Origin of the sequence: Halomonas garicola, assembly GCF_031935715.1 — a bacterium.
Lineage (GTDB): Bacteria > Pseudomonadota > Gammaproteobacteria > Pseudomonadales > Halomonadaceae > Vreelandella > Vreelandella garicola.
Window position 1 is genome coordinate 1 of sequence record NZ_JASSZF010000019.1, and the last position, 25,888, is coordinate 25,888.

Consider the following 25,888-nt stretch of genomic DNA (forward strand, 5'->3'; position numbering starts at 1 on the left):
TCCTTTGGCGGCAGGTCAAATACCACTGGCTGCCCCTCGATGCCTATCTATCATTTGATCGGCTCTGCGATGAAGTCCATCGACTGCTCAAAGGTTACGGGACGGAACACACGATTAATTATGCGTAAGCACTTATCGACATACCAGAAGCGCACGGAAAGACGCGCTGCGTTGGGTGCCAACCCCAGCACAAAAAACTGCGTGTCAGCGTCCAGCATCGGATCCAGCTCTGCCAGTGGTCGACCCTGGGCAACCTTCAACAGCAAGCTTGCGAGCTTAGCCGACTCTTGCTCATCGCTAGGCGGTTCGTTGAGCATAGCAAAAAAGCCCTCGGCAGCTTCCGCATGCTTGCTATCGTGTGACTTGGCCCAGAATACTGTCGTAGTATCACCGAGCTGTAGACGTTGATGGTTCTCTGCATCGCCGCGTAGTAAATAATTCAGTGCCGTTGAATAACCAAAAATAGCCTCTTTGGAAATCGCTGCATTCGCTTGACCTTTATGGCCATAGGATTCATATGCATCGCTGTTAAATGAAACCAACGATGCACCTGACGACTGAGACCCTCTAACTCCTCGAATGGCAGGGTGGCCCACACCTAACGGTGCTTCTTTTCCCGTAACCAGGCACTCGCCGATCGTCTCATCATCATTTTCTAACGTGATGCTCCATAGTTGGCGTGCATTTTTATTATCGTGTAAATAGTGGTGCGTGCCATCCAAGCGGAAAACAATATTGGCATCTAGAACGTCTTCACTATACCCGGGTAGCCTAGTCAGCTTTTCGGGCGACCACTGCGTTAAAAACGTTAAAAATGCTTGCAGCTCGAAGTCATCGCTAGAACTAAAAAGGTCAGCCTGCCGATCTTTAAATGCCGCGTGCTCATCGGTAAGCCGCTTGCCTTCACCTGCCGTTGCGCCAAGAGCATAGGCAGTTTTATCCCACAGCGGGTAGGCATGAATACCCGAAGTCCGACGTTTATCCACAGGCACCTGATAGGGCACTGACTTGGGCTTCTTACCGGAAGTATCGCGGAGATCTACAATTTGAAGTGGCACCCCCTTCTCTGAGAACACCAGGCAGAAACTGATTCTTTCACTACTGAAACCCGGTGGCGGTACCTTCTTTTCTTCTGCCAGCCGCTGATAGTACTCATTGAGCGCAGATAGAATCATGCCAAAGCCTCCTGAAAAGGCGGTACCTCAATGACACCATCCTGCATACTCGCGCGAAAGAAGTGCGGCACCTTACCGTTGGCAAAATCAATATCGTGCAGCATATAGCCCAAATCAAATTGACCGTTTAATTGATCATCAGCTGTCGGCATTTCAGCATCGTCTTCAATCAGCGAGAAGTTGGCAGGAAATTCACGCGTGCCCATGCATGGCATGTGAAAACACTGTCCCTGGCGGGCACGACGGTTGAAAATATCCAGATGTTTACCGGGTGTATCGCTCTTGTCGGCTCGCTCAGTGAACTCGAAGTGTGCTTCAATCACATAGCCCACGTCGCGCAGGATGGTAGCGGCACGCTGCTGGCGATGCTCATCAACATAATAAGCGACATCATCAACGCGGTCTGTCTTCATTGCCTTGCTAACCGTTGAGGCAGGAAGCTTTCCTGCTACCTCGTTACGCCTCAGCGACTCAAAGCGAATCGGTTTGAGAACATGGATACGATCCACACACCAACGGATCGCTGGCTTCCAATGGATGGCTTCCAAAATACCACGGGCGGCAGAAGGTGTGATCACATCATAGGAAACGCGCTCAACTTTCATTTCGGGACGCGTAAAACATGCCCGTTCTCCCCAAATATGTAAGCGAACTCCGTATGTCATGCCCCTCTCCTTTTCTCTTATTCGTACGGCCTGCTTACCAGATATTGGATTCACCGGCACGAAACGTTGGATTATTCCAGTCCAGTCCCATGCGCTCGTCGTAGAGATCTTCGTTGATCAACTGCATAAACTGGTCGCCGAACTTATCAGGCTCAAGGGCCGCCACGGCCCCCACCTGCTCCAGCGCTGAGAAACCTTGTTGCGGTACCTGCACCGTATATGGCTGGAGTTTTCGCGAGATACCGCCGACGCTTTCTGAAAATGACAAGTCTTCCAAAGCTTTACGCGCAATGCCGTCCTCATCGGTGGCGATAATGATGGCACGCTGGGTATTCTCGATCATGCGAAATTTCTGTTCGATGGTTTCAAACGGCAGTCCTTCCAAACGGCTATTCTCAACCAACGTTAGCAGGCCATGACGATCCAATTTCTGCGGTCCTTGCTGCCAATACAAAAGCTGGAAATAAGCCTCAATGGCCGATAGCGACAGGGGGTCACCGCCGCGTTGCCGCAGCACTTCCCTGGTTACCTGGGCAAACTGCTTTAATTCCGGAGGCGGAGCCCAGTCGTCGTTGGCGGTAGCAAAAATAGCCACCTCGCTGTCACTCACCTCATATTTGCCTTCCCTATTGCAGCGTCCGGCTGCCTGGGCAATAGAGTCCAGCCCTGCTTCGGCACGCAATACCCGCGGAAAGTCAACGTCAACCCCCGCCTCTATCAGCGATGTGGATATCACCCGGCACGGCTTACCGTCTTTCAGCACTTGCCGTATCTCGGCCAATACTCGGCGTCGATGAACCGCATACATGGATGTAGTGAGATGATAAGAACCGGGGTCATCAGCAATAGATTCGAATAGCGCTCGCGCATGGCGGCGGTTATTGACAATGCATAGTACCTGCTGGGTTCTCAGCAGCTCATCGTGCAGTGCTTCATCATCCAAAGTGCCTATATGACGCACGGTAACGCGCTTGAGGTCGCGATAAAGTGTTTCAGGATTCGGCGCCAGCTCGCGCATATTGCGCAAGCCACCCTCAAAGCTACGCTCGGAATCATCGCTTTCGACCAGCGCCGGCTGGGTTGCCGTGCACAACACAATGCTGGTGCGATAATTCAGTGCCAGCTCATCCAACGCCGTCACGCTGGGGCGCAATAGCGGCAGCGGCATGGTCTGTGCTTCGTCCAGAATCACCACGCTATTGGCAATATTATGCAGTTTGCGGCAACGCGATGTTTTCGCGGCAAACAAGCTTTCGAAGAACTGCACAGACGTGGTAACCACAATCGGCGCATCCCAGTTATCACTATCGCGACGCAGCTTATCGATCGTTTCACGATCACGGTGATTGCCGGCATCAAAGGAGCTGTGGTGTTCCAGTACCGCCGCCTCGCCATATTCACCCAGCGCTTGGCGAAATACGGCGGCGTTTTGCTCCACGATGCTGGTGAACGGAATCACGTAAATAACTCTGTCCATGCCGTGGGCAATGGCATGATCCAGCGCGAAGGCCAGGGAAGCTAGCGTTTTGCCACCGCCGGTGGGCACCGTGAGTGTAAACCTACCAGGCTGTTTCTCAGATTGAGCGCGCACATGGGTCAGGATCTGGCTACGCTGACGATTCACTTCAGTGTCGACCTTGAACGTAGCCAGATGTTGATTCAGGGAGTCACGCAGTACCGAAAGCGACGGCCCGCCGCCACGTATATGGGCTGCGCCATGCCCATGCACAGCATAAAACGCTTCCGTATCGATAAAATCGGCATCAACCAGGCAGGAAAAAAGCATCCTGGCTAAAAAAGCATACTGGAAAAACGCCCTATCGCGACGCGATTGGAAATGAGCCGGAGGCAGCAGCCTATCCGGCAACAGCTCGCCTACCTCTTGCTGCCAGATACATTCTAGCGAGGGCAATTCAGCTTCCAGACGATTTTTCAATGGCGTTCGCTCACCACTAAGTGCTTGGCCTTAAATTTTCGTGTAACGTAGCGGTTTGAATCACTGACACGGATGACCCCATGGCAAAGCGTCGCTTCGTTGCCCCTCTAACCGAGCCTGAGCAGCAGAGATTGACCTCGGCTTATCACCACGGTGACAAGCGAGCCCTACGCCGGCGTGCGCACGCCATTCTGCTGAGTGACCAGGGTCATACGATCAATCAAATCAGTGAGATACTGCAGGTACGCCGAGATGCTGTATCACGCTGGCTCAAGCAGTGGGAAGCGTCGGGCCTCGACGGCATCATCGACAAGCCGCGGAGTGGTCGGCCGCCCCTTCTGGACGAGCACGACCACCAGCGATTGAAGGAGTTGATCGCCGAGCATCCCCATCAAATTCGATCCTTGCAGGCTCGCCTGCAAGAAGAGACCGGCAAGACGGTTAGCTCGGTGACACTTCGCCGAGCGTTGAAAAAAAAATCGCCATAGCTTCAAGCGCATTCGGCATTCACTGAAGGCACGACGTGACGAAACGGATTTCCGCAATACACAGGGCCTCCTCAAGGCGCTTCAGCAGCGGGAAGACCGGGGTGAACACGAGCTCTATTACTTTGATGAATCGGGCTTTTCACAGTCATCGTCGGTGCCGTACGCGTGGAGCCCCGTTGGTAAGCCCTGCGAGGTGAGCGCCTATTCCCATAGCCGAAGGCTGAACGTACTGGGGTTCCTCAGCCGAGCCGGGAAGCTGGTTTACCACACCACCACCGAGTCGGTTACGACGGAGACCGTCATTGAGGCATTTGATCAGTTGGTGGCTCGGAAAGCCCCTGACACCTTTGTTGTCGTGGTGCTCGATAATGCCAGCATGCATCGCTCCAGGGCCTTCAGACGGAAGATACTGGAATGGATGTCACATCGTGTGCACCTGGTCTATCTATCTGCCTATTCGCCGGAGTTGAACCTGATCGAAATTTTGTGGCGGCAGATGAAGTATGCCTGGCTGCCCTTGACCGCCTATCGCTCGTTCGGTCGTCTCTGCGATGAGGTTCATCGCCTACTCGAAGGTTATGGAGTGGATCACGCGATTAATTTTGAATAGCCACTTATCGCGTCCATTAGCAAGACCCGCATGATGGCCGGCAATCAGATAAGCCAACAGATAGCCAAGCTGTGGATAGCGTTCAATAGCTATATGCGCTCCGGCGGTCGAGTGATCGACTCGCTCACTAACACCTTCAAGACGACGCTGAAACGGTGTTGTATATTTCCCCAGGTCATGCAGAAGGCCTGCTGCCTGCCCCCAAGGCTCAGCGCCAAATCGATCAGCGCGCTTACCGGCCATTTGTCCGACGGCGGTTAAATGGTTTGCCAACGTTTGCCAGTCAGACTTATCGAGCTCACTTGAGGCATTGAGAGTCGTTGTTGAGTGTGCGTAATACATTGCGTTCCTGCGATATAATTTTTATCTGTCCCAGCTAAGCACCCCAGCCTGAGCTTTACAAACTGTAAACTATATAGCCCACGTTCATTCAGCCATTCCATGACGTCAATCATGCTTTCGCCGCGGGTAGCCTCTGATCCGAGGCGGTAGAAAAAAGCGCGGGGCAATTCCCTCCTCAGGATTTGTTATGTTATAACAATCGTCTTTTTTCACGCCGCCTTTTATTTACGCGCCACAGCCGGGAGGCGCCATGCCTGCGCACCGCTCAAGCCCTCAACAGCACGCCCATCAGCACAACCGCGAGGGCCCCTGCCACTTTTCTCTGATGTCGCTGTCGGCGGGGCGGCGGATTTTGCTGTGTGCGCTGCCGCTTTTGGCGCTGTGGGCGCTGGTGGCCTGGGCGGCGGGGTGGCTGTAATGGCCCAGGAGCCAGCGCTTCGGCTGGAAAACCTGCATTTGGCCCAGGGCCAGCGCAGCGTTTTGGAAGGCATTGACGGCGAGGTGCCCGCCGCCGCGGTCACCGCACTCATTGGCGTTAACGGGGCGGGCAAAAGCACCCTGATCAAGGCGTTGATGGGCGAGCTGCGCCCGCTTGCCGGTAAGGTGCATTGCACGGTACCCAGGGCGTGGCGGGCCTGGCTACCCCAGCAGCTGGCGCTGGATTTAACCTTCCCCATGAGCGTGGAGGAACTGGTGATGACTGGCACCTGGCCCAGCCACGGGGCGCTTAAAGGCTACTGCGCGGCGCACTATCGCCGGGGCCGGGAGATCATGGCGCGGCTGGGGATTTCTGCCCTGGCCCACCGGCCGCTGGGCGAGCTTTCCGGCGGCCAGCGCCAGCGCGCGCTGATCGGCCGGACGCTGATGCAGGAGGCAGCGCTTTTGCTGCTCGACGAGCCGTTTGCCAACGTCGACGGCGAAACGGTGGATATCCTGATCCCCATTGTGCGCCAGATGGCCGACGACGGCGCCACGGTGATCGTGGTGCTTCACGACATGGAGCACTTGAAGCGCCTGGCTGATAGCGTCCTGCTGCTGCGCGCCGGCGGCGGCGAATGGCTATCGCCTGGCGCCATCGCCTCGCCGGCCGCCTCCGCCCATGTCTGCGCGGGAGCGTCCCATGCTTGATCTGTTACACGCCTGGCTGATCGCGCCGTTCGACTACGGCTTCATGCGCCGGGCGGTGGTCGGCGGGTTGGCGCTGTCGCTGGCCGCACCGCCGCTGGGCGTTTTTCTGGTGCTGCGCGGCATGAGTCTGATCGGCGATGCCATGGCCCATGCGATTCTGCCCGGGGTGGCGCTGGGCTTTTTGCTCGCCGGGTTTTCGCTGCCGATGATGAGCCTGGGCGGCGTATTGTTCGGCCTGGCCATGGCGCTGCTGGCCGGGGCGGTATCGCGGATGGGCGGGCAGCGCGAAGACGCGGCCATGGCGAGCTTTTTTATCATTTCGCTGGCCGCCGGCGTCATGCTGATTTCGCTCGGCGGCAGCAGCGTGGACCTGACCCACGTGCTGTTCGGCTCGGTGCTGGCGATCAACTCGACCGCGCTTTTGCTGATCGCCGGGATCAGCAGCGTCATTGTGTTAACGCTGGCGGTGATTTTTCGCGCGCTGGTGGTGGAGTGCCTTGACCCGCTGTTCCTGCGTGGCCAGAGCCGGCGCGGGCGCAGCGGCTGGGTACACAGCGTGTTTCTGGGGCTTTTGGTGCTTAACCTCACGGCGGGCTTTCAGACGCTCGGCACGCTGATGGCGGTAGGCCTGATGATGCTGCCGGCCACCTCGGCGCGCTTCTGGAGCAAAAGGCTGGAGGGGCTGATGGGCATCGCCGTGGTGCTGGCCATGCTTGCGAGCACCGGGGGGCTTTTGCTCTCGTTTCATCTGGATTTGCCGTCCGGGCCGAGCATTATTCTGCTTGCCGGGGCGGGATACTTTTTCTCGGCGCTGTTTGGCCGCTACCACAGCCTGGCCGCACGCTTTCGCCGCCGGGCCGCGCCGCTTGTGCGGGACTGATGTGAGGATACCGTCTGTGAAGAGATCACCCATGCGTTTATCGGCTGCTTGGCGCAGTGCCTACGCGCTGGCGCTATCGGCTACGCTGTTCGCTACGCTCGCCCTTCTCCCGCCCGCGGCGGCGGCCACCGAGGTGAGGGTCGTGGCGAGCTTTTCCATCCTTGCGGACATGGTCAAGCAGGTGGGAGGCGAGCACGTCGAGGTGACGCCGCTGATTGGCACGGACAGCGACGCTCACAGCTATTCGCCGAGCCCCGGCGATGTGCGCACCCTCTCCCAGGCGGACGTCGTGGTGTTTAACGGCCTGAACTTTGAGGGCTGGATGGAGCGGCTGCTGAAAACCAGCGACTATCGGGGCAGGAAAGTCGTCGCCACCGAGGGGATTGAACCGCTGGAGCACGCCGGCCACAACGATGGCCACGACCGGGACAGCGCCGACCCCCACGCCTGGCAGGACATGAACCGGGCAAAAACCTACGTGGCCAACATCCGCGACGGGCTGGTGAGCGCCGACGGCGATAACGTCGCCGACTACCGCGCCAACGCCGACGACTACCTGGCCCGGATGGACGAGGCCGACGCCGACATACGCCAGCGGCTCGAGGCCATTGACGAAGATACCGCCGTGATTACCGGCCACGCCTCCTTTGGCTATTTTGCCGACGCCTACGGGTTGCGCTTTCTGGCGCCGGAGGGGCTTGCCACCAGCTCCGCCCCCAGCGCCGCGCGCATGGCGGAGCTGATCGACGTAATCGAGGCGCAAAACGTGCGCGCGCTGTTCTACGAAAACATGGCAAGCCCTAATACGATCGACCAGCTCGCCGAAGAGAGCGGCCTCTCTATCGCCGGCACGCTATACGCCGACGCCCTGACAAGCGAGGGCGAGGCGGCAAGCTACATCGGCATGATGCGCCACAACGCCCGGGTGCTGCATGAGGCGCTGGCCGGTAGAGCCGATAAAGGCCCGGCCGACGACTAAGCGGCGGCCCGGGCCGATTCAGGCAGGATTGATGCCGCTGACAAACGGCGCCAGGGTGATAAGCACGATCAATATTACTGCCACGATCACCAGCGTGACCTGCAGCGGATGCGCCAGAAACCGGCGCCATTGCGTCGGCTGCTCGCCGCGCTGCACCGCGTCGGCATATTCCTGCCTGGCCCGTGCCAGGCGCTCGCGCTGGTAGTCAGCCAGCGCTTCTTTGGCCGCCTCAAGCTGGTGCTCGTTACGCAGCCAGATGGCATCCACGCCCATACGGAAAATGCCCGCCTGGGTCTCGTAGGTGTCGAAACCGCGATCGCCCAACAGCTGGCGCACTTCGCGGGCTTCCTCGTCGGTGACGTGGCGCAGGTGAAACAGCAGTCGCGCCACGCTCAGTCGTCCTTGGCGGCCATGCGGTCGGCCTGGACAATCTCGATCCAGTAGCCGTCCGGGTCCTTGATGAAGATAACGTCTTTCATCTTGCCCTGATCGGCGCGCTTGACGAAGGTAACGTCGTGGGAGTCAAACCAAGCCTGGGCGACTTCGAGGTTGGGCACGCTAATGCAGATGTGGCCAAAGCCCTGGGGCTCGGCGTTGCCGTCGTGGTAGGCGAAGTCTTCCTCGTCTTCGGTGCCCCAGTTGTGGGTAAGCTCGAGAATGCCGGTCTGGCTGAAGGTCCAGGCGGTGCGCGCCTCCACGTCTTCGGGCACGCTGCGCGCCTCGTCCACGTGGGCGAGGAAATACAGCGAGAAGTTCATCTCTTCGAAATCCAGCCGGCGCATCACCTGCATGCCAAGCACGCCGGAATAAAACGCCAGCGCGCGCTCGGGATCCTTGACGCGTAGCATGGAGTGGTTGAAGCGAAATCCTTCGGTCTCGGGCGGCGTGGGGACAGCGCCGGGTTGCGACTCACCGTGAAACGACATGCGTTTTCTCCTTTACCGTCGTACGGGAAAACAGGCGGATTGAAGGTATGGCTTTACAGCGTTTGCGCGCTATGGCCTATGGTATCTTTTACCCGGTCTCTCTGCTCGTTATCGGCACAGTGCACCACCACCGTCCACTGGCCTGCCTCTGTCGCCGTCCGCGTTTTGTGCAGCACGCGATCATGGTCGGGGCGCATCGAGATCGCGCCGGCCAGCAGCAGCGCCAGCACCGTACACAAGAATCCCAGGGCAATAAACGTCATGAGCGGGCTTGATTGGGTGGCCGTCGGTCCGAAGACGACCAGCACGCCGGCAAGCGCCACCCCTAGGATCAGCCCCGCCAGCCCAAGCCGCAGGTGCGACTTGACCAGTGACTGCCTTATTCCCCGCGACTCCGGCTCCATCTTGCGCGCCATGTCGGCGCTGCCGTGGGGCTGCACGATCCTTACCTGGGCGGGCGGTACCCCCGCCTGATCCGCCAGCGCCTTGACCGCCCGGTCTGCGTCTGACTGATTATCGTATTCCGCCGTTACCTTGTGGGGATACTCTTCACCCAGCACTGCGTCTTGATTCGCCATACGGACACCTCCGGTCATGTAGTTTGCGCTGATGTAGCCCTAACATAGCCAAAAAAGAGGGGTTTGCCGACCGGCCTCTTCCTGGTATATAAGTCAAGAATCCAATACGGTTAAGTGGAGCCGGAGTCCTGAACGGGCCTTGATGGCGCCCGAGTCTACTAGAAAGGAGGACAAGGAATGGAAATTACCATCCTGAACAACGGCCTGGAAGACGATGCCTTCCATGATCTGGCAGCCGGGGAGCAGGGAACCGCGCTGCGCAAGGCGGCAAAGGATCACCTGGGCGAGAAAGAGTATACCGAGAACACGCTGTACAAGCTGCGCCAGGAAGACCCGGCCGCTTTTGAGCATCTGGAAACCGAAATGACGATGCATGCGCTGGAAGTGGCCAACCTTTCCCAGTCCACCGCGATAGCATTGCGCTTGAATCTGGCAGGCGACAAGAAGACTTGAGCAAGCTAACTGCCCCCACAGGTAGCCATTACGCTGCCTGCCAAACAGCATGCCACGCTCCTTCGTGGCATGCTGTTCGTCGATGCCCGTCGCGCCCATCAGGTATCCTTCCCTGACAGCCACCCTGACGGGAGAATGACATGGCGTTACTCACCTCCGGAGGCTACCTGCAGACCCTGCAGGCGCACACGCCGCTGGTGCACTGCATTACCAACTTTGTGGCGATGAACTCAAGCGCCAATATCCTGCTTGCCCTGGGCGCCTCCCCGGCAATGCTCCACGCCCGGGAGGAAGCCGGCGAATTTACCGCCCTGGCCGATGCGCTGTCGATCAACATCGGCACGGTCAGCCCCGACTTTGCCGACGGCATGCGCGCGACCACCCGTGTCGCCTGCGACAACGGCACGCCCTGGGTGCTCGACCCGGTAGCCGTGGGCGCCACCGCCTACCGCCGGCGGCTGTGCGCCGAGCTGATGGAGCGCTCGCCCACGCTGATTCGCGGCAACGCCTCGGAAATTTTATGCCTGAACGGCATGGCCAACCCCGGGCGCGGCGCGGACAGCACCGCCAGTACCGCTGAGGCGCGCGACGCCGCCGTCGAGCTGGCCCGCCGCCAGGGCTGCCTTGTCGGCGTCAGCGGCGAAGTGGACCTGATCACCGACGGCGAGCGCATCACAAGCGTCTACGGCGGGCACGCGCTGATGCCGCGCATTACCACCCTGGGCTGCGGACTTTCCGCCACGGCGGCGGCGTTTCTGGGCGTGGCCGACGCGACTCCCGAAAGCTGCTTCGCCGCCGCCACCACGGCCTTTGGCAGCTTTTCCCTCGCCGGGGAGCGCGCCGCCGCCGGGGCAGACGGCCCCGGCAGCTTTACCCCGGCGTTTCTGGATGCGCTTTACCACCTGCAAGCCGAAGACCTTGACCACCACCTTTCGCTGGAGATCCGCCATGGATTTTGACTTATCCGTTTATTTAGTGACCGATACCAACCTGTGCCATGAGGCCGGCGTGGAACACACTGTGGAAGAGGCGATACAGGGCGGCGTGAGCATGGTACAGCTGCGCGACAAGCTCGCCTCCGACGAGGCCATGATCGAGCTTGCCCGGCGCCTGAAAGAGGCCCTGGACGATCATAGTGAGCTGACCGGCCGGTACGTGCCGCTGATCATCAACGACCGCCTTAACGTAGCCCTGGAAAGCGGCGCCGACGGCCTGCACGTGGGCCAGAGCGACACCGCCGTGCACGATGCCCGCAAGGCCATGGGCGAAGAAGCCATCATCGGGCTTTCGATCACCAACGCCGAACAGCTGGCAGACGCGCCGCTTGAGCTACTCGACTACGTCGGATTTGGCCCGGTGTTTGCCACCCAGAGCAAGGCCGATCACTCGGCCCCCATCGGCTTTGACGGCCTGGCCGCGCTGGTCAGGGCCTGCCCGATGCCGGGCGTTGCCATTGGCGGGGTCAAGGCGGAGCACGCCGAGGCCATCAAACAAAGCGGCGCCGAGGGCATGGCGGTGGTATCGGCCATTTGCGGCCAGCCCTCCCCCCGAGAAGCGGCCAGAGCGCTTGCCAAAAGGTGGCAGGCGGCGCCGGAAGCGCCCTAGGTGGGGCGGCGGCTCAGGCTGGTGCGGCGGTCGTGGTAGGCGATCGCCAGGCCGCTTGAGATGATCAGCACGCTGCCGACCAGCACCCAGACATCCGGTAGCTCCCCCCAGAACAGCCAGCCCAGCAGCACCGCCCAAAGCAGCGCGGTGTAGTCAAACGGCGCGGCGATGGCCGCAGGTGTATAGCGAAACGCCAGAGTAATAAAAGCCGCGGCGCCCACGCTGAATATTCCTGATGCCAGAAAGCCGAGCCAGTGCCACGGCTGCGGCGTTATCCAGACCCAGGGTAGCGTGGCCGCGGTGATCAGCGCCGGCACCAGCGCAATATATAGCACTAGCGCCCAGAAGTTCTCTCGTCCGCCGTAACGGCGAGCGGTGATCATCGTCAGCGCATAGCAAGCCGCCGCGGCCACCATGGAAAGCGCGCCGGCGTTGAAGGCGTCTCCTCCCGGACGCACCACGATCATCACGCCGACAAAACCCAGCAGCGAGGCGGCCATCACCGGCGGGGCGATCCGCTCGCCCAAAAGCGGTACCGACAGCAGCGTGACAAACAGCGGGGCGACAAAGGCAATGGCGGTAGCCTCGGCCAGCGGCAGAAGCGTCAGCCCCAGCACAAAAAAGCCCATGGTGCCGGTATAGATCAGCCCGCGCAGCAGATGCACGCCGGGTCGCCGCGTGCCCAGGTTGCGCAGCCCGCCGCCAAAGTAGGCAAGCATAGCAATCAGCGGCACGGCGACCAGATTGCGGAAGAAAACGATCTCAAGCGGCGAATGCACCTCGCCCAGCCATTTGGATACGGCATCGCCAAGCGCCAGAAACAAGACGCCAGTGCACATATAGCCGATGCCCCTGAGCGAGGCTGACATAATGCCCTCCTTGTGGTTGACCCGCTTGTGCCTTTGACAAAACCTGCCGCTACAGGCTGGCGTTAACCACCATGCAGTCCATGCCGTTGGCTTTCAGCCGCTGGCAGGCCTGGCGCGCCTGAGATTCACCCAGCGCTACCAGCCGCGCGCGAAACACCTGCTCGGGGCCGTCGAGGGCGTCAATCGAAACCTTGCCACTGGCGCCCCCGGATAGCTGATTAGCAGCCTGATTGGCCAGCCGGCGGGCGCTGGCCTGTTCGCTGAACGCGCCTACCTGAATGCCCCAGCCGCCGGCGGCGTCGCCAACGGCGGGGGTGGCATCGGCCATCAGCGGCTCGAGCGGATCGTCGTTGTCAGCCGTCGCTTCTCGGGGGGCGGGGCGGCGCTCGGGCTCAAACGTCGATCGGGCCTTCGGACGGGACGCGGCCGGCGGAGCGGAGGCCTCTACCGTATCCACGGCGGCGAGCATCGGCCGCAGCGACCGCGGATCGGTTTGGGTCGGCTTGTCGGGCGAGACCAGCCCGCCAAAGGCCATGAACTCCTGAGAAAAACGCGTATCGGCAAGCCAGGTTCCCCGGTCGCGCAGCGTCGAGCGGGCGAAACTGCGGTCGAGCAGATCCGTCATGTGGGTATCCCGGGACTTGGAGCTAAACCCGCCCATGACGACCCCGACCATGCGCCGGCCGTCGTGCACGGCGGTGGTCGCGACGTTAAAGCCCGAGGCACGAATAAAGCCGGTCTTGAGGCCGTCGGCACCGGGGTAATTTTTCACCAGTCGATTGTGGCTGGAGTGGGTCTTGCCGCGGTAGGCAAAGGTCTGCAGACCGAAGTAATGATAGTACTGGGGAAAATCCTGCATGACGTGGACCGCCAGGGTGAGCAGGTCCCGAGCGGTAGTGGCCTGCTGGCTGTCGGGCAGGCCCGAGGCGTTGCGGAAGGTGGTGTCGTGCATGCCAAGCTCACGCGCCTTTTGCGTCATCTTGCGGGCAAAGCGCTCCTCGCTGCCGCCCACCGCTTCGGCCAGCACCACCGCCACGTCGTTGGCGGATTTTACCGTCAGCGCGCGGATGGCCTTGTCCACGGTGATGGTACTGCCCTTGGCCAGCCACAGCTTGGAGGCCGGCATGGCGGCGGCCGCGCCGGATACCTTGAGCGGCTGCTCCAGCGAGAGGTCGTTGTCCACCAGCGCTTCAAACGTCAGGTAAAGGGTCATCATCTTGGTCAGCGAAGCGGGATAGCGGCGGGCGTCGGCGTTTTCCGCGTACAGCACCTCGCCGTTGTCCATATCGACCACGATGCCCGCGTAGCGCGGGTTGGCTGCCCTGGCCTCCGTCATCAGGGTGGCGGCACACAGCGCCGCGAACATAACGACGACGGCCAGGGCCCTGCGTCCAGGAGATCGGCAGCAGCGGGCAGACGAAGCAGAAAGCGGCGCGTATGGCATGGAAGTTCCCCCAATGTTGGCGCAGACGGTGTTGATCCAGAAGCAAGCCAGCGTAAACGATAGCTAGGCGTAAACGTTAGATAGTAGTGCAAACGGTGCAATAACCAAGCAGATACTGTATGTGACTGCTCTCCTCCCTAAGCGCTGACGCGCCACGGGCGGAGCTTCCCACTTCTTAGGCAGCAGCCGGCGACGCACCGGACTTACGCGAGCCTCCATGGGCAGAGACGGACAGCCCTTCCGCCTTCAATCGGATGATGCCTTGATGCTTGATGTTCTGTGCCGCATTGATATCGCGGTCGTGGTGCGCGTGGCAGGCGGGGCATTCCCACGATCGGATAGTTAGCGGCATGGCATCCACTTTGTGCTGGCAAGCATGGCAGGTTTTGGTGCTGGCAAACCAGGGATCAATCTTGACCAGATGTTTGCCCTGCTCTTTGGTCTTGTAGGTCAATTTGGTGACCAAGGCATGCCACGACGCATCGCCGATATGTCTGGCGAGCTTGCCGTTTTTCATCATGTTCTCGACCTTCAGCGTCTCGACGATCACCGCTTGGTTGTCGTCAACGATCTGTCGAGAGAGCTTGTGCTGGAAGTCATTGCGGGCGTTGGCCACCCGTTCGTGAGCCTTGGCGACGAGCCGCCGCGCCTTGGCCCGGCCGGCGCTGCCTTTTTGCTTACGCGACAGCGCCTGCTGCTTTCGCTTGAGGTTCTTCTGCGCCTGCTTCAGAAAGCGCGGATTGGCAACCTTGCGGCCGGTGGAGTCGATGGCGAGGTGCGACAAGCCCATGTCGAGGCCGACAACTTTATTCGCGGCAACGTCCTTCAGCGGCTCCGGGGCGTCTTGTGCGGTTTCAAACAGCAGCGCCGCGTAGTGTTTGCCGGTGACGGTGCGCGACAGGGTGATGCTTTTCAGCTTGCCCTCGATGGGCCGGTGGATGCGGGCCTTGATGGGGCCGAGCTTGGGCACCTTGACCCAGCTATCGCCGGCCTTGACCCCAACGCAGTGATAGCTGGACTGCTTGCCGCGTTTGCTTTTGAAGCGCGGATAGCCGGCTTTCTTCCTGGGGTCAAAGAAGCGCTGGAACGCCTGGTCAAGATTGATGCATGACTGCTGGAGGGCTATGGAATCCGCTTCTTTTAGCCAGCCATACTTACGTGACTTCTTGGCGACGGGGAGCAGCTTTTTAATATCGTGCTTGGCACTCAGCGACTGACCGTGGCGCCGATAGCGGTGCGACATAATGCGAAGGCCAGCGTTGTAGCAAAAACGCACGCTGCCGAACTGGCGATTCAAAATATCCGCCTGTTCAACAGTGGGGTAAATGCGTACTTTTGTGGCTTTCAGCATGGGTATTGCACAGCCTAGTGTAATTTTATCCACTATACGCCAGCTTTGCCTTGAAGCAACAGCCAAGCAAGACACGAACCGCGCTGCGGTTCCCGCTTGTATCCCCGCCCGCACTGGGCGAGGGTCTACGCGGATGTTCGCTAAACGCAAAAAAACCGGCTGGACAATCCACCCTGATCAATTTACAGGAGGAAGTCCGGCCGGTTTTCGCTTGTGGCAGGCCAAACGCAGCACGTTATTCGTCTGCGGCGGCCTCTACTGCGGGACGGTCGACAAGCTCGACGTACGCCATGGGCGCGTTGTCGCCAGCGCGGTAGCCGCACTTGAGGATACGGACGTAGCCGCCTGGACGCTCGGCGTAGCGCGGCCCCAGTTCGCCAAACAGCTTGCCCACGGTGTCTTTTGACCGAGTGCGGGCAAACGCCAGACGGCGATTGGCGACGCTGTCCTGCTTGGCCAGGGTGATCAGCGGCTCGATGACGCGACGCAGTTCCTTGGCCTTGGGCAGGGTTGTCTTGATGATTTCATGCTCGACGAGCGAGGCTGACATGTTCTTGAACATGGCCTTGCGGTGCGAGCTGGTGCGGTTTAAATGACGACCACTCTTACGATGACGCATGGTTGTGATTCCTTACCAAACTGGGACTTAAGGCGACGCTCACGCGGAGGTCTTGTCGTCCTTCAGGCTAGCGGGCGGCCAGTTTTCCAGCCGCATGCCCAGCGACAAGCCGCGCGCTGCTAGAACATCCTTGATTTCGTTCAAGGACTTTTTGCCGAGGTTGGGTGTTTTCAACAGTTCCACTTCGGTGCGCTGAATCAGATCACCGATGTAGTAGATGTTTTCGGCTTTCAAGCAGTTGGCGCTGCGGACGGTCAGCTCAAGATCGTCTACGGGGCGCAGAAGAGTCGGATCCACCTGATCCTCTTCTTCCTCGACTTCCTGCTCTTTATCGGCTTCCAGATCGACGAAGGCGGCCAGCTGCTCCTGCAGAATGGTCGCGCTGCGGCGGATAGCCTCTTCCGGATCCAGAGTGCCGTCGGTTTCCAGGTCGATGATCAGCTTGTCAAGGTCAGTACGCTGCTCGACACGGGCGGCCTCGACCGCGTAGGAAACGCGACGCACCGGGCTGAAGGTAGCATCCAGCTGCAGGCGGCCAATGGCGCGGGTCTCTTCGTCGGAGTCGCGCACGTCGGCCGGCTCGTAGCCACGCCCCATCGCCACCTTGAGCTGAATATCCAGCTCCGCCCCTTCGTTGACGTGGGCAATGATGTGATCCGGGTTGACGATGTCGACGCTATGATCAAGCGCAATGTCGCCAGCGGTGACGACGGCCGGGCCCTGCTTGTTCAGCGAGAGCACCGCCTCATCCCGGCTGTGCATCTTGATCGCGACATCTTTCAGATTCAGGAGGATCTCGATGACATCTTCCTGCACCCCTTCAAGCGCACTGTATTCGTGCTCGACGCCCTTGATCTCGGCCTCTACCACGGCAGCGCCGGGCATGGACGAGAGCAGGATGCGGCGCAGCGCGTTCCCCAGGGTGTGGCCAAATCCGCGCTCAAACGGCTCGAGCACGATCTTGGCGTGATGTGCGTTGATTTCTTCGACCTTGATATCGCGGGGACGGAGAAACTCTGTCACTGAACGCTGCATAAGAACACCTTTCAGGCTGCCAAACGGTTACGTGGTACTCGACTGCCCGGGCAGAGCGCACAAGGCGCTGGCCCGGGCAACGAACGCGTGCAATAAGGCACCGCGCTTACTTCGAGTACAGCTCGACGATCAGGTTTTCGTTGATGTCGGCAGACAGGTCACCGCGTTCAGGCAGAGCCTTGAAAGTGCCTTCCATCTTCTTGGCGTCGGTTTCGATCCACTCCACATCGCCGCGGTTGGCCGAAATGGCCAGCGCGTTCTGGATGCGCGCCTGGTTCTTCGCCTTTTCGCGAACGGAAACCACGTCGCCAGACTTCACCTGGTAGGAAGCAATGTTGACGGTCTTGCCGTTCACGGCGATCGCCTTGTGGCTCACCAGCTGACGCGCTTCAGAGCGCGTGGAGCCAAAGCCCATGCGGTAGACGACGTTGTCCAGTCGGGCTTCCAGCAACTGCAACAGCACCTCGCCGGTCGCGCCCTTGAGGCGAGCCGCGTGCTTGTAGTAGTTGCGGAACTGCTTTTCGAGTACGCCGTAAATGCGACGTACTTTTTGCTTCTCGCGAAGCTGCAAGCCATAGTCGGAAAGACGCTGACGGCGCTGGCCGTGCACACCCGGGATCTGCTCGGATTTACACTTCTTCTCGAAGGGGGTGACGCCACTCTTGAGAAAGAGGTCGGTACCCTCACGACGAGACAGTTTACACTTGGGTCCAATATAACGAGCCATGAATCTGTCTCCTTAAACGCGGCGTTTCTTCGGCGGACGGCAGCCATTGTGGGGGATGGGCGTCGCGTCGGTGATGCTTTGCACGCGGAAGCCGGCGGCATTCAGTGCGCGCACGGCGGATTCACGGCCGGGTCCTGGGCCCTTGACCAGCACGTCGACGTTTTTCACACCATACTCGGCTGCAGCATTAGCTGCACGTTCACTTGCTACTTGAGCAGCGAACGGGGTGCTCTTGCGAGAACCACGAAAACCCGAACCACCGGCGGTCGCCCAGGAAAGGGCGTTGCCCTGGCGGTCTGTGATCGTCACGATCGTGTTGTTAAAAGAGGCGTGGATATGCGCAACGGCATCCACTACCTGCTTTTTAACCTTCTTGCGATTAGTACGCGGGTTAGCCATGTTGATGTTTCTTCCTGTCTTTACGCCATAACGTGCGTATTATTTGCGGATCGGCTTACGCGGGCCCTTGCGGGTACGCGCGTTAGTCTTGGTCCGCTGACCACGCAGCGGAAGACTGCGACGATGACGCAGACCACGATAGCAACCCAGGTCCATGAGACGCTTGATGTTAAGCGTAACGTCACGGCGAAGGTCGCCTTCTACGGTGTACTTGCCAACTTCAGACCGCAGGGTGTCGACTTCTTCAGAAGACAGCTCCTGGATCCTGGCAGTCGGCGCGATACCCGCGGAGGTACAGATGTCCTGCGCGCGAGTCCGGCCGATCCCGAAGATATAGGTCAGCGAGATCGCCGCATGCTTGTTGTCCGGGATATTGACGCCTGCAATACGGGCCATCAGCTTACTCCGAAATGTGAGCGGCTTGCTCGTTGTTCATCTTTAAAAGGCGCAACAGCATACCCCTTTGAACGCGTCCGTGCAATGGCACGCGTATAGGGGTATGCCGGCACCCACTTGATGCAGCCTAGGGATTACCCCTGGCGCTGCTTGTGCCGCGGTTCGCTGCAAATGACGCGCACGGCGCCGTTGCGACGAATGATCTTGCAGTTACGGCACATCTTTTTTACGGAAGCTCGAACTTTCATCGTTCTTTCTCCAAACCGGCTGCGACGCGCCTCAGCGCATGATGCCGCCGCTACCGTAGCCTTTCAGGTTGGACTTCTTCATTACCGAGTCATACTGATGCGACATGAGGTGCGACTGCACCTGGGCCATGAAGTCCATGATCACCACGACCACGATCAGAAGCGAGGTACCGCCGAAGAAAAACGGCACGTTCCACGCCACGATGAGGAACTGGGGCATCAGGGAAACGGCGGTAATATATAAAGCACCGAACAGGGTCAGACGCGTCATGACCTTGTCGATATAGCGAGCCGTCTGCTCGCCGGGGCGAATACCCGGCAGGAAAGCGCCTGACTTTTTCAGATTGTCAGCCACGTCCTTGGGGTTGAAGACCAGCGCTGTGTAAAAGAAGCAGAAGAATACCACCGCGAGGCCAAAAAGCAAGATGTAAAGCGGCTGGCCCGGGCCTAGCGCCTGGGACGCGCGCTGCAGCCATTCCATGCCCTCGCCGGCACCGACCCACTGGCCGATGGACGCCGGGAAAAGCAGAATGCTTGACGCAAAGATCGCCGGGATAACGCCAGCCATGTTCACTTTCAGCGGCAGGTAGCTGCTCTGGCCTGCATACATCTTGTTGCCGACCTGGCGACGCGGGTAGTTCACCTTGAGGCGGCGTTGACCGCGCTCGATGAACACCACAAACGCCACGGTGGCAATGCCTAGCGCCGACAGCGCCAACAGCGGCAGCACGTTCCATGCCCCTTCGTTGCGGGCAAGCTCGAATGCCTGCCCCACGGCGCTTGGCAGCCCGGCGACGATCCCCGAGAAAATCAGCAGCGAAATGCCGTTGCCGATGCCCTTTTCGGTGATCTGTTCGCCCAGCCACATCATGAATGTCGCGCCGGCCACAAAGGTGATAACCGCAGTGAAATAAAAGCTGATATCAGCGCTATAGGCAATGCCTTGACTCGCCAGACCCACCGACATGCCGATGGCCTGGACGAAGGCCAGTAACACCGTGCCGTAGCGGGTGTACTGACTGATCTTGCGGCGGCCGGCTTCACCTTCCTTCTTGAGCTGCTCAAGGTGAGGTGAAACCGCAGTCATCAGCTGCATGATGATCGACGCCGAAATGTAGGGCATGATGCCCAGGGCGAGAACACTCATGCGCTCCAGCGCACCACCCGAAAACATGTTGAACATGCCAAGGATGGTACCCTGCTGCTCCTTGAACAAGGCAGCAAGCTGGTCAGGATTGATACCGGGAATGGGGATATGGGCACCGATACGGTACACCACGATGGCGAGAAGCACGAAGCGCAAGCGCGCCCAGAGTTCACTCAGTCCGCTACCCATCGCCGGCATGTTTCCTGACTTGGCCATTTAGTCCTCTACCTTGCCGCCGGCGGCTTCGATCGCGGCCCGGGCACCCTTGGTGACCTTGAGTCCGCGGACGGTAACCGCCTTGTTCAGTTCGCCGGAAAGAATGATCTTCGCGTAGCGCGTGGCATTCTTCAGCACGTTGGCCTGCTTTAAGGTCTCCAGGGTGACGTCGTCACCGGCGACCCGGCCAACCTCGGTCAGGCGCACTTCTTCAGAGGCAAGCGACTTGGCCGAGGTAAAGCCGAACTTCGGCAGACGGCGCTGCAAGGGCATCTGACCGCCCTCGAAGCCCGGCGTTACGCTGCCGCCGCTGCGCGACTTGAGGCCTTTGTGGCCGCGGCCGCCGGTTTTGCCCAACCCGGAGCCGATACCACGCCCCACGCGCTTTTCGGCGTGCTTGGAACCCGCTGCGGGGCTCAGGCTGTTAAGTTTCATGGATTACTCTCCCTCTACACGCACAAGGTAGTTGACCTTGTGGATCATGCCGCGAACGGCGGGGGTGTCTTCCAGCTCAACCGTGTGACCGATGCGACGCAGACCCAGACCGTTAACCGTGGCCTTGTGCTTGGTCAGCACGCCGATGGTGCTACGGACCTGGGTAACTTTAATCAAAGCTGCCATGTTGAATTACCCCGTGATCGCTTCGACTGGCAGGCCGCGCTTGGCCGCCACGTCTTCCGGCGCGTGCATGGACGCAAGGCCGTTGACCGTTGCGCGCACTACGTTGATCGGATTGGTGGAGCCGTAGCACTTGGCCAGGACGTCGTGGACGCCGGCAAGTTCAAGCACGGAGCGCATGGCGCCGCCGGCGATGATGCCGGTACCTTCGGTGGCCGGCTGCATGTACACCTTGGAAGCACCGTGACGGGCTTTCACCGGGTACTGCAGCGTCTGGCCAGCGAGGCGGACCTTGACCATGTTGCGGCGCGCCTGATCCATCGCTTTCTGGATCGCGACCGGCACTTCACGCGCCTTGCCGCGACCAAAACCGATACGGCCGTTGCCATCGCCGACGACGGTCAGGGCGGTAAAGCCGAACACACGGCCCCCCTTGACCACCTTGGCGACACGGTTGACCTGCACCAGTTTTTCCTGCAGATCACCGTTTTGCTGTTCGTTCTTCGCCATCGTAAAACCCTTTAGAATTCCAGGCCGCCTTCACGAGCGGCGTCGGCCAAAGCCTTGACGCGACCGTGAAACTTGAAACCGGCACGATCGAAGGCTACCTGGGTGATGCCTGCTTCCTTTGCGCGCTCGGCAATCAGGGCGCCGACTTTCGTGGCGGCCTCGACGTTGCCGGTCGCACCCTCGCTCAGCGCCTTGTCCAGCGTAGATGCACTGGCCAGCACTTTGCCACCATCCGGCGAGATAACCTGCGCATAGATGTGGCGCGGAGTACGGTTGACGCACAGGCGGAACGCGCCTAGCTCGCGGATCTTGGCACGAGCGCGGCGGGCACGACGGAGACGGGATTCTTTCTTCGCGTTCATAACCCTGCCTTACTTCTTCTTGGCTTCTTTGCGACGCACCTGCTCGTCGGCGTACCGGACACCCTTGCCTTTGTACGGCTCGGGCGGACGGAAGGCGCGGATCTCCGCAGCGGCGTGGCCGAGCTTCTGCTTGTCCGCGCTTTTCAGCACGATCACGGTGTTCTTGGGCGCTTCCGCCGTGACACCTTCAGGCAGTTCATAGTCGACCGGGTGCGAGAAGCCCAGTGAAAGATTGAGCGTCTGGCCCTTTACTTGGGCACGATAACCGACGCCAACAATTTCGAGGGTCTTGGTAAAGCCCTCGGATACGCCCGTGACCAGGTTTTGTACCAGGGCACGGGTGGTGCCGGCCAGCGCCCAGCTTTTAGCCGACTCGCACGGAGCGAAGGTCAGCTTGCCGTCTTCCTGGCCGATCACCACGTCAGGGTGAACCACCATGGAAAGCGTGCCCAGACTGCCCTTGGCGGTCAGCTGGTCGGCGTCGATATCAACCTCGACGCCGGTGGGCAGTGTAACCGGATATTTCGCTATGCGGGACATTCCAGCCTCCTAGAATACGGTGCAGATGACTTCACCACCGACACCCGCCTGGCGCGCGGCGCGATCGGTCATCACCCCGCTTGAGGTAGTGACGATCGCGATACCCAGACCGTCGGCCACCTTGGGCATGTTGTGCTTGCCCTTGTAGCTGCGCAGGGACGGCTTGGAAGCCCGCTGGATGTGGTCGATAACCGGCTTGCCCTCAAAGTACTTGAGGGAAACGGTCAGTTCGGGCTTGCTGTCGCCAGCCACCGCGTAATCGGCGATGTAGCCCTCTTCTTTCAGCACGCGGGCCACTTCCACTTTGAGCTTGGAGGACGGCAGATTTACCGTCTCCAGGGTGGCCATCTGCGCATTGCGGATACGGGTAAACATATCCGCCAGAGTGTCTTGCATGCTCATTTAATGTGCGCTCCTGATGATTCTACGTGGCCCTTACCAGCTGGACTTCTTGAGTCCCGGGACGTAGCCACTCATGGCGGCTTCACGCAGCTTATTACGGCCGAGGCCGAACTTTTGGTAAACACCGTGCGGACGACCCGTGACGCGGCAGCGGTTACGCTGGCGTACCGGGCTTGAATCGCGCGGCAGTTGCTGCAGCTTGAGCTGCGCCTCGAAGCGCTCTTCGTCAGAAGCGTTCACATCAACGGTGATCGCCTTGAGCTCGGCACGCCTGGCCGCGTACTTTTCGACCAGCTTGGCGCGCTTGAGCTCGCGCTCTACCATGCTTTTCTTTGCCATGTTCCCAACCTTATTTCTTGAACGGGAAGCGCATCGCGCGCAGCAGCGCACGGCCTTCCTCGTCGGTGTTGGCAGTAGTGGTGATGGTGACGTCCATCCCCCGGATGCGATCGATTTTATCATACTCGATCTCCGGGAAGATGATCTGCTCACGCACCCCCATGGAGTAGTTGCCACGACCGTCGAACGACTTCGGGTTGAGACCACGGAAATCACGCACGCGCGGAATCGCGATGTTCACCAGACGGTCCAGAAAGTCCCACATGCGCTCGGCGCGCAGCGTGACCTTGATACCGATCGGCCAGCCTTCGCGCACTTTGAAGCCTGCAACGGACTTGCGTGCCTTGGTTACCAGCGGCTTTTGCCCGGAAAGCTTTTCCAGGTCGCCGATGGCATTGTCGATCAGCTTCTTGTCGCTGACCGCGTCGCCGATGCCCATGTTCAGGGTCACTTTCGTGATCCGGGGCACCTGCATTACGTTGGCGTAGCTAAACTCCTCCTGGAGTTGACCCACCACCTCGTTTTGATAACGTTCTTTCAAGTTCGCCATTTTGCTACCCGACTCACGTTAGGCGTCGATCTGCGCTTGCGTCGACTTGTAGATACGTACCTTGGTACCGTCTTCCTTTACCTGGAAGCCGACGCGATCCGCCTTACCGGTCTCCGAATTGAAGATGGCTACGTTGGACGCGTGAATCGGAGCCTCGCGCTCGACGATACCGCCCTGATTTCCCGCCATGGGATTTGGCTTGGTGTGACGCTTGATCATGTTCACACCGGACACTACGAAACGGTTTTCGAGTACCCGCTTCACCGTGCCGCGCTTGCCCTTGTCCTTTCCGGCGAGGACGATGACTTCATCGTCACGTTTGATCTTTTGCATATCCGCCTCGCTCCTTACAGCACTTCAGGCGCTAAGGAAATGATCTTCATGAACTTTTCGTTACGCAGCTCACGAGTGACCGGCCCGAAAATACGCGTGCCGACCGGCTGTTCGTTAACGTTTTGCAACAGAACCGCCGCATTTCCATCGAAACGGATCAGCGAACCGTCGGGACGACGGACGCCGCTTTTGGTACGCACGACAACGGCCTTCATGACCTGGCCTTTCTTGACCTTGCCGCGCGGAATCGCTTCGCGTACTGAGATCTTGATGATGTCACCAACGCGGGCGTAGCGGCGATGCGAGCCGCCCAGCACCTTGATGCACTGCACCCGGCGCGCTCCGCTGTTGTCAGCGACATCCAGCATTGTCTGAGTCTGAATCATCGGTTTTCTCCAAACCTAATCTGACTGCACTGATTGAACAGCCGCAGGGATTACCCTTTGGCCTGCTCGACCACTTCGATCAGCGCCCAGGACTTCTTCCTGGACAGCGGACGGCATTCCTTGATGGAAACCGTGTCGCCGGCCTTGGCCTGGTTCGCCTCGTCGTGGGCGTGCAGTTTAGTGGAGCGCTTGACGTATTTTCCGTAAAGCGGGTGACGCTCACGGCGCTCGATCATCACAACGATGGACTTGTCCATCTTGTCGCTCACTACCGTACCGGTAAGCGTGCGGGTTTTCTTTTCTTCGGCCATCTCAGTCACCTGCCTTCTCGTTGAGCACAGTCTTCACGCGGGCAATATCCCGACGGACCTGCTTGAGCAGATGAGTCTGGCTCAGCTGGCCGGTGGCCTTCTGCATGCGCAGGTTAAACTGCTCGCGGAGGAGCTCAAGAAGCTGGTCCTTAAGTTCTCCGACGGATTTTTCACGGATTTCCTGGACTTTCATCACATCACCGTCCGTTTCGCAAAGGTGGTGGATACGGGCATTTTCTGGGCGGCAAGCTCAAACGCTTCGCGCGCAAGCTCTTCAGAAACGCCTTCAATCTCGTAGAGCACCCGACCCGGCTGGATCTGGGCAACCCAGTACTCGACAGAGCCCTTACCCTTACCCATACGAACTTCGAGCGGCTTTTTGGAAACCGGCTTGTCCGGGAATACGCGGATCCATATCTTGCCGCCACGCTTGACGTGACGCGTGATCGCACGACGGCCGGCCTCGATCTGGCGCGCGGTAACGCGGCCACGACCGGTGGACTTCAAACCGTATTCCCCGAAGCTGATCCGGCTGCCGCGATGCGCCAGACCACGGTTACGGCCTTTCTGCACCTTACGGAATTTTAAACGCTTGGGTTGTAACATCGACTCGCTCTCCCCTTACCTGGAACCTTTCTTCTTGGGCGCGTTGCCGGCCGACTGCTTGGCCTTGGCACGCACTTCCTCGATACCGCCGAGGATTTCGCCCTTGAAGATCCACACTTTGACACCGATGATGCCGTAGGTGGTATGAGCTTCGTAAGTGGCGAAGTCGATGTCCGCACGCAGCGTGTGCAGCGGAACGCGACCTTCGCGGTACCATTCGGTCCGGGCGATTTCAGCACCGCCCAGACGACCTGACAGCTGGATGCGGATACCGCCAGCGCCCAGGCGCATGGAGTTCTGTACCGCGCGCTTCATGGCGCGACGGAACATCACCCGGCGCTCGAGCTGACCGGCGACGTTGGCCGCGACCAGCTTGGCGTCCAGCTCCGGCTTGCGAACTTCTTCGATGTTCACATGGACCGGTACGCCCATCAGCTCGGCAAGATCCCGGCGCAGACGGTCAACGTCCTCGCCCTTCTTGCCGATCACGATGCCCGGGCGGGCCGTGTGAATGGTGATACGGGCGTTGTTCGCCGGACGCTCGATGTGCACGTGGCTCACGGAGGCGTTTTTCAAACGCTCATCCAGGAAGCTGCGCACTTCGAGATCGTTGTTGAGCTTATCGGCATAGGCGCCGCGCTCGGCATACCAGACAGAAGCATGGTCTTTGACGATGCCCAGCCGCATACCTATTGGATTGACTTTCTGACCCATC

39 protein-coding genes are annotated in these 25,888 nt (G+C 59.7%); 8 read left to right on the forward strand and 31 right to left on the reverse strand.

Translation table 11 applies throughout. The features are described from left to right. Positions 1–50 precede the first annotated feature (50 nt). The 3 genes from cas8c to cas3 are packed head-to-tail and all read right to left on the reverse strand — an operon-like array spanning position 51 to position 3,776. Positions 51–1,175, reverse strand: a complete 1,125-nt coding sequence (cas8c, locus tag RS027_RS08280) for a type I-C CRISPR-associated protein Cas8c/Csd1 (protein WP_376717589.1) — start codon at positions 1,173–1,175, stop codon at positions 51–53. Continuing rightward, the gene (gene cas5c / locus RS027_RS08285; protein WP_311955958.1) at positions 1,172–1,840 is read right to left on the reverse strand and encodes a type I-C CRISPR-associated protein Cas5c; all 669 of its coding nucleotides are present in this window, start codon (positions 1,838–1,840) and stop codon (positions 1,172–1,174) included. Before cas5c ends, cas8c begins: the two co-directional genes overlap by 4 nt. A gap of 34 nt (positions 1,841–1,874) precedes the next feature. Further along, complete coding sequence (gene cas3, locus RS027_RS08290; protein WP_311955960.1) at positions 1,875–3,776, reverse strand: CRISPR-associated helicase Cas3'; 1,902 nt, start codon at positions 3,774–3,776, stop codon at positions 1,875–1,877. 80 nt (positions 3,777–3,856) lie between these two features. Here cas3 and RS027_RS08295 point away from each other — a divergent pair. Further along, positions 3,857–4,874 (forward strand): IS630 family transposase gene (locus RS027_RS08295; protein ID WP_311955963.1). Its coding sequence is split into 2 segments (ribosomal slippage): positions 3,857–4,246 and positions 4,248–4,874, totalling 1,017 coding nucleotides; the frame shifts between segments, so codons are not numbered across the junction. Here the strand turns inward: RS027_RS08295 and RS027_RS08300 are convergent. Further along, positions 4,830–5,216, reverse strand: a complete 387-nt coding sequence (locus tag RS027_RS08300) for a CRISPR-associated endonuclease Cas3'' (protein WP_311955967.1) — start codon at positions 5,214–5,216, stop codon at positions 4,830–4,832. The two genes, RS027_RS08295 and RS027_RS08300, sit on opposite strands and share 45 nt — an antisense overlap. Positions 5,217–5,466: 250 nt before the next feature. On the opposite strand from RS027_RS08300, the gene RS027_RS08305 reads away from it, so the two are divergent. Genes RS027_RS08305 through RS027_RS08320 form a run of 4 tightly spaced genes read left to right on the forward strand, consistent with a single transcriptional unit; the run spans position 5,467 to position 8,203 of the window. Beyond that, positions 5,467–5,634 (forward strand): hypothetical protein, encoded by a 168-nt coding sequence (locus RS027_RS08305; protein ID WP_311955969.1) that lies wholly within the window; start codon positions 5,467–5,469, stop codon positions 5,632–5,634. Next, positions 5,634–6,344 carry a metal ABC transporter ATP-binding protein gene (locus RS027_RS08310; RefSeq protein ID WP_311955973.1) on the forward strand — a complete coding sequence of 237 codons (711 nt, stop codon included), beginning with the start codon at positions 5,634–5,636 and terminating at the stop codon, positions 6,342–6,344. Before RS027_RS08305 ends, RS027_RS08310 begins: the two co-directional genes overlap by 1 nt. Beyond that, positions 6,337–7,224 carry a metal ABC transporter permease gene (locus tag RS027_RS08315; RefSeq protein WP_311955978.1) on the forward strand — a complete coding sequence of 296 codons (888 nt, stop codon included), beginning with the start codon at positions 6,337–6,339 and terminating at the stop codon, positions 7,222–7,224. Before RS027_RS08310 ends, RS027_RS08315 begins: the two co-directional genes overlap by 8 nt. Positions 7,225–7,255: 31 nt before the next feature. After that, a complete protein-coding gene (locus RS027_RS08320; protein ID WP_311955982.1) occupies positions 7,256–8,203 on the forward strand; it encodes a metal ABC transporter substrate-binding protein in 948 nt (315 codons plus the stop codon). 18 nt (positions 8,204–8,221) lie between these two features. Here the strand turns inward: RS027_RS08320 and RS027_RS08325 are convergent, their stop codons facing one another. From RS027_RS08325 to RS027_RS08335, 3 genes are read right to left on the reverse strand one after another with little or no spacing between them, the layout of a single operon-like run. Then, a complete protein-coding gene (locus RS027_RS08325) occupies positions 8,222–8,593 on the reverse strand; it encodes a DUF6164 family protein (protein ID WP_311955985.1) in 372 nt (123 codons plus the stop codon). Positions 8,594–8,595: 2 nt separating this feature from the next. Then, entirely contained in the window at positions 8,596–9,129 is a 534-nt protein-coding gene (gloA, locus tag RS027_RS08330) for a lactoylglutathione lyase (protein ID WP_311955986.1), read from the reverse strand. A gap of 53 nt (positions 9,130–9,182) precedes the next feature. Beyond that, entirely contained in the window at positions 9,183–9,707 is a 525-nt protein-coding gene (locus RS027_RS08335; RefSeq protein WP_311955987.1) for a hypothetical protein, read from the reverse strand. A 177-nt stretch (positions 9,708–9,884) separates the two neighbouring features. On the opposite strand from RS027_RS08335, the gene RS027_RS08340 reads away from it, so the two are divergent. The 3 genes from RS027_RS08340 to thiE all read left to right on the forward strand — a co-directional run bounded on the left by RS027_RS08340 (position 9,885) and on the right by thiE (position 11,765). Continuing rightward, the gene (locus RS027_RS08340) at positions 9,885–10,160 is read left to right on the forward strand and encodes a hypothetical protein (protein ID WP_311955988.1); all 276 of its coding nucleotides are present in this window, start codon (positions 9,885–9,887) and stop codon (positions 10,158–10,160) included. Positions 10,161–10,300: 140 nt separating this feature from the next. After that, positions 10,301–11,119 carry a hydroxyethylthiazole kinase gene (thiM, locus tag RS027_RS08345; protein ID WP_311955990.1) on the forward strand — a complete coding sequence of 273 codons (819 nt, stop codon included), beginning with the start codon at positions 10,301–10,303 and terminating at the stop codon, positions 11,117–11,119. Then, positions 11,109–11,765 carry a thiamine phosphate synthase gene (thiE, locus tag RS027_RS08350; RefSeq protein WP_311955993.1) on the forward strand — a complete coding sequence of 219 codons (657 nt, stop codon included), beginning with the start codon at positions 11,109–11,111 and terminating at the stop codon, positions 11,763–11,765. The genes thiM and thiE overlap by 11 nt, the downstream gene beginning before the upstream one ends. Here thiE and RS027_RS08355 read toward each other — a convergent pair. The 24 genes from RS027_RS08355 to rpsC form a co-directional block, all read right to left on the reverse strand. Then, entirely contained in the window at positions 11,762–12,634 is an 873-nt protein-coding gene (locus RS027_RS08355; protein ID WP_311955996.1) for a DMT family transporter, read from the reverse strand. The genes thiE and RS027_RS08355 overlap by 4 nt on opposite strands. Positions 12,635–12,683: 49 nt before the next feature. Further along, positions 12,684–14,000 carry a serine hydrolase gene (locus tag RS027_RS08360; protein WP_311955999.1) on the reverse strand — a complete coding sequence of 439 codons (1,317 nt, stop codon included), beginning with the start codon at positions 13,998–14,000 and terminating at the stop codon, positions 12,684–12,686. A gap of 253 nt (positions 14,001–14,253) precedes the next feature. Continuing rightward, positions 14,254–15,429, reverse strand: a complete 1,176-nt coding sequence (locus RS027_RS08365) for an RNA-guided endonuclease InsQ/TnpB family protein (RefSeq protein ID WP_311956002.1) — start codon at positions 15,427–15,429, stop codon at positions 14,254–14,256. Between the two features lie 235 nt (positions 15,430–15,664). After that, positions 15,665–16,048 (reverse strand): 50S ribosomal protein L17, encoded by a 384-nt coding sequence (rplQ, locus tag RS027_RS08370; RefSeq protein WP_311956005.1) that lies wholly within the window; start codon positions 16,046–16,048, stop codon positions 15,665–15,667. Between the two features lie 39 nt (positions 16,049–16,087). Then, positions 16,088–17,083, reverse strand: coding sequence for a DNA-directed RNA polymerase subunit alpha (locus tag RS027_RS08375; RefSeq protein WP_311956008.1), 996 nt, complete (start codon positions 17,081–17,083; stop codon positions 16,088–16,090). 106 nt (positions 17,084–17,189) lie between these two features. Further along, positions 17,190–17,810 carry a 30S ribosomal protein S4 gene (gene rpsD, locus RS027_RS08380; RefSeq protein WP_311956011.1) on the reverse strand — a complete coding sequence of 207 codons (621 nt, stop codon included), beginning with the start codon at positions 17,808–17,810 and terminating at the stop codon, positions 17,190–17,192. A 12-nt stretch (positions 17,811–17,822) separates the two neighbouring features. Then, positions 17,823–18,209 carry a 30S ribosomal protein S11 gene (rpsK, locus tag RS027_RS08385; RefSeq protein WP_311884263.1) on the reverse strand — a complete coding sequence of 129 codons (387 nt, stop codon included), beginning with the start codon at positions 18,207–18,209 and terminating at the stop codon, positions 17,823–17,825. A 39-nt stretch (positions 18,210–18,248) separates the two neighbouring features. Further along, on the reverse strand, positions 18,249–18,605 hold the full coding sequence (rpsM, locus tag RS027_RS08390) for a 30S ribosomal protein S13 (protein ID WP_311956013.1): 357 nt from the start codon (positions 18,603–18,605) through the stop codon (positions 18,249–18,251). Positions 18,606–18,739: 134 nt separating this feature from the next. Further along, positions 18,740–18,853: a 50S ribosomal protein L36 gene (rpmJ, locus tag RS027_RS08395; RefSeq protein WP_008959154.1), complete on the reverse strand. Its 114-nt coding sequence runs from the start codon at positions 18,851–18,853 to the stop codon at positions 18,740–18,742. 31 nt (positions 18,854–18,884) lie between these two features. After that, entirely contained in the window at positions 18,885–20,216 is a 1,332-nt protein-coding gene (gene secY / locus RS027_RS08400; protein ID WP_311956016.1) for a preprotein translocase subunit SecY, read from the reverse strand. Beyond that, a complete protein-coding gene (gene rplO / locus RS027_RS08405; RefSeq protein WP_311956022.1) occupies positions 20,217–20,651 on the reverse strand; it encodes a 50S ribosomal protein L15 in 435 nt (144 codons plus the stop codon). A 3-nt stretch (positions 20,652–20,654) separates the two neighbouring features. After that, a complete protein-coding gene (rpmD, locus tag RS027_RS08410; protein ID WP_311956026.1) occupies positions 20,655–20,837 on the reverse strand; it encodes a 50S ribosomal protein L30 in 183 nt (60 codons plus the stop codon). 6 nt (positions 20,838–20,843) lie between these two features. After that, positions 20,844–21,344: a 30S ribosomal protein S5 gene (gene rpsE, locus RS027_RS08415; protein ID WP_311956028.1), complete on the reverse strand. Its 501-nt coding sequence runs from the start codon at positions 21,342–21,344 to the stop codon at positions 20,844–20,846. Between the two features lie 11 nt (positions 21,345–21,355). Then, a complete protein-coding gene (gene rplR / locus RS027_RS08420; protein ID WP_311956032.1) occupies positions 21,356–21,706 on the reverse strand; it encodes a 50S ribosomal protein L18 in 351 nt (116 codons plus the stop codon). Between the two features lie 9 nt (positions 21,707–21,715). Further along, on the reverse strand, positions 21,716–22,246 hold the full coding sequence (gene rplF, locus RS027_RS08425; protein ID WP_311956035.1) for a 50S ribosomal protein L6: 531 nt from the start codon (positions 22,244–22,246) through the stop codon (positions 21,716–21,718). A 9-nt stretch (positions 22,247–22,255) separates the two neighbouring features. Further along, the gene (gene rpsH, locus RS027_RS08430) at positions 22,256–22,648 is read right to left on the reverse strand and encodes a 30S ribosomal protein S8 (RefSeq protein WP_311956037.1); all 393 of its coding nucleotides are present in this window, start codon (positions 22,646–22,648) and stop codon (positions 22,256–22,258) included. Between the two features lie 33 nt (positions 22,649–22,681). Further along, the gene (rpsN, locus tag RS027_RS08435; RefSeq protein ID WP_311956040.1) at positions 22,682–22,987 is read right to left on the reverse strand and encodes a 30S ribosomal protein S14; all 306 of its coding nucleotides are present in this window, start codon (positions 22,985–22,987) and stop codon (positions 22,682–22,684) included. A 10-nt stretch (positions 22,988–22,997) separates the two neighbouring features. Further along, positions 22,998–23,537, reverse strand: coding sequence for a 50S ribosomal protein L5 (rplE, locus tag RS027_RS08440; protein ID WP_311956043.1), 540 nt, complete (start codon positions 23,535–23,537; stop codon positions 22,998–23,000). An 18-nt stretch (positions 23,538–23,555) separates the two neighbouring features. After that, positions 23,556–23,870, reverse strand: a complete 315-nt coding sequence (rplX, locus tag RS027_RS08445; RefSeq protein ID WP_311956045.1) for a 50S ribosomal protein L24 — start codon at positions 23,868–23,870, stop codon at positions 23,556–23,558. Between the two features lie 14 nt (positions 23,871–23,884). After that, positions 23,885–24,256, reverse strand: coding sequence for a 50S ribosomal protein L14 (gene rplN, locus RS027_RS08450; RefSeq protein ID WP_311956049.1), 372 nt, complete (start codon positions 24,254–24,256; stop codon positions 23,885–23,887). A gap of 50 nt (positions 24,257–24,306) precedes the next feature. After that, complete coding sequence (rpsQ, locus tag RS027_RS08455) at positions 24,307–24,567, reverse strand: 30S ribosomal protein S17 (protein ID WP_311956123.1); 261 nt, start codon at positions 24,565–24,567, stop codon at positions 24,307–24,309. A gap of 1 nt (position 24,568) precedes the next feature. Continuing rightward, a complete protein-coding gene (rpmC, locus tag RS027_RS08460) occupies positions 24,569–24,760 on the reverse strand; it encodes a 50S ribosomal protein L29 (RefSeq protein ID WP_311884236.1) in 192 nt (63 codons plus the stop codon). Further along, positions 24,760–25,173: a 50S ribosomal protein L16 gene (gene rplP / locus RS027_RS08465; protein ID WP_311956053.1), complete on the reverse strand. Its 414-nt coding sequence runs from the start codon at positions 25,171–25,173 to the stop codon at positions 24,760–24,762. Before rplP ends, rpmC begins: the two co-directional genes overlap by 1 nt. A 15-nt stretch (positions 25,174–25,188) precedes the next feature. Further along, positions 25,189–25,887 carry a 30S ribosomal protein S3 gene (gene rpsC, locus RS027_RS08470; protein ID WP_311956055.1) on the reverse strand — a complete coding sequence of 233 codons (699 nt, stop codon included), beginning with the start codon at positions 25,885–25,887 and terminating at the stop codon, positions 25,189–25,191. Position 25,888: the final 1 nt, after the last annotated feature.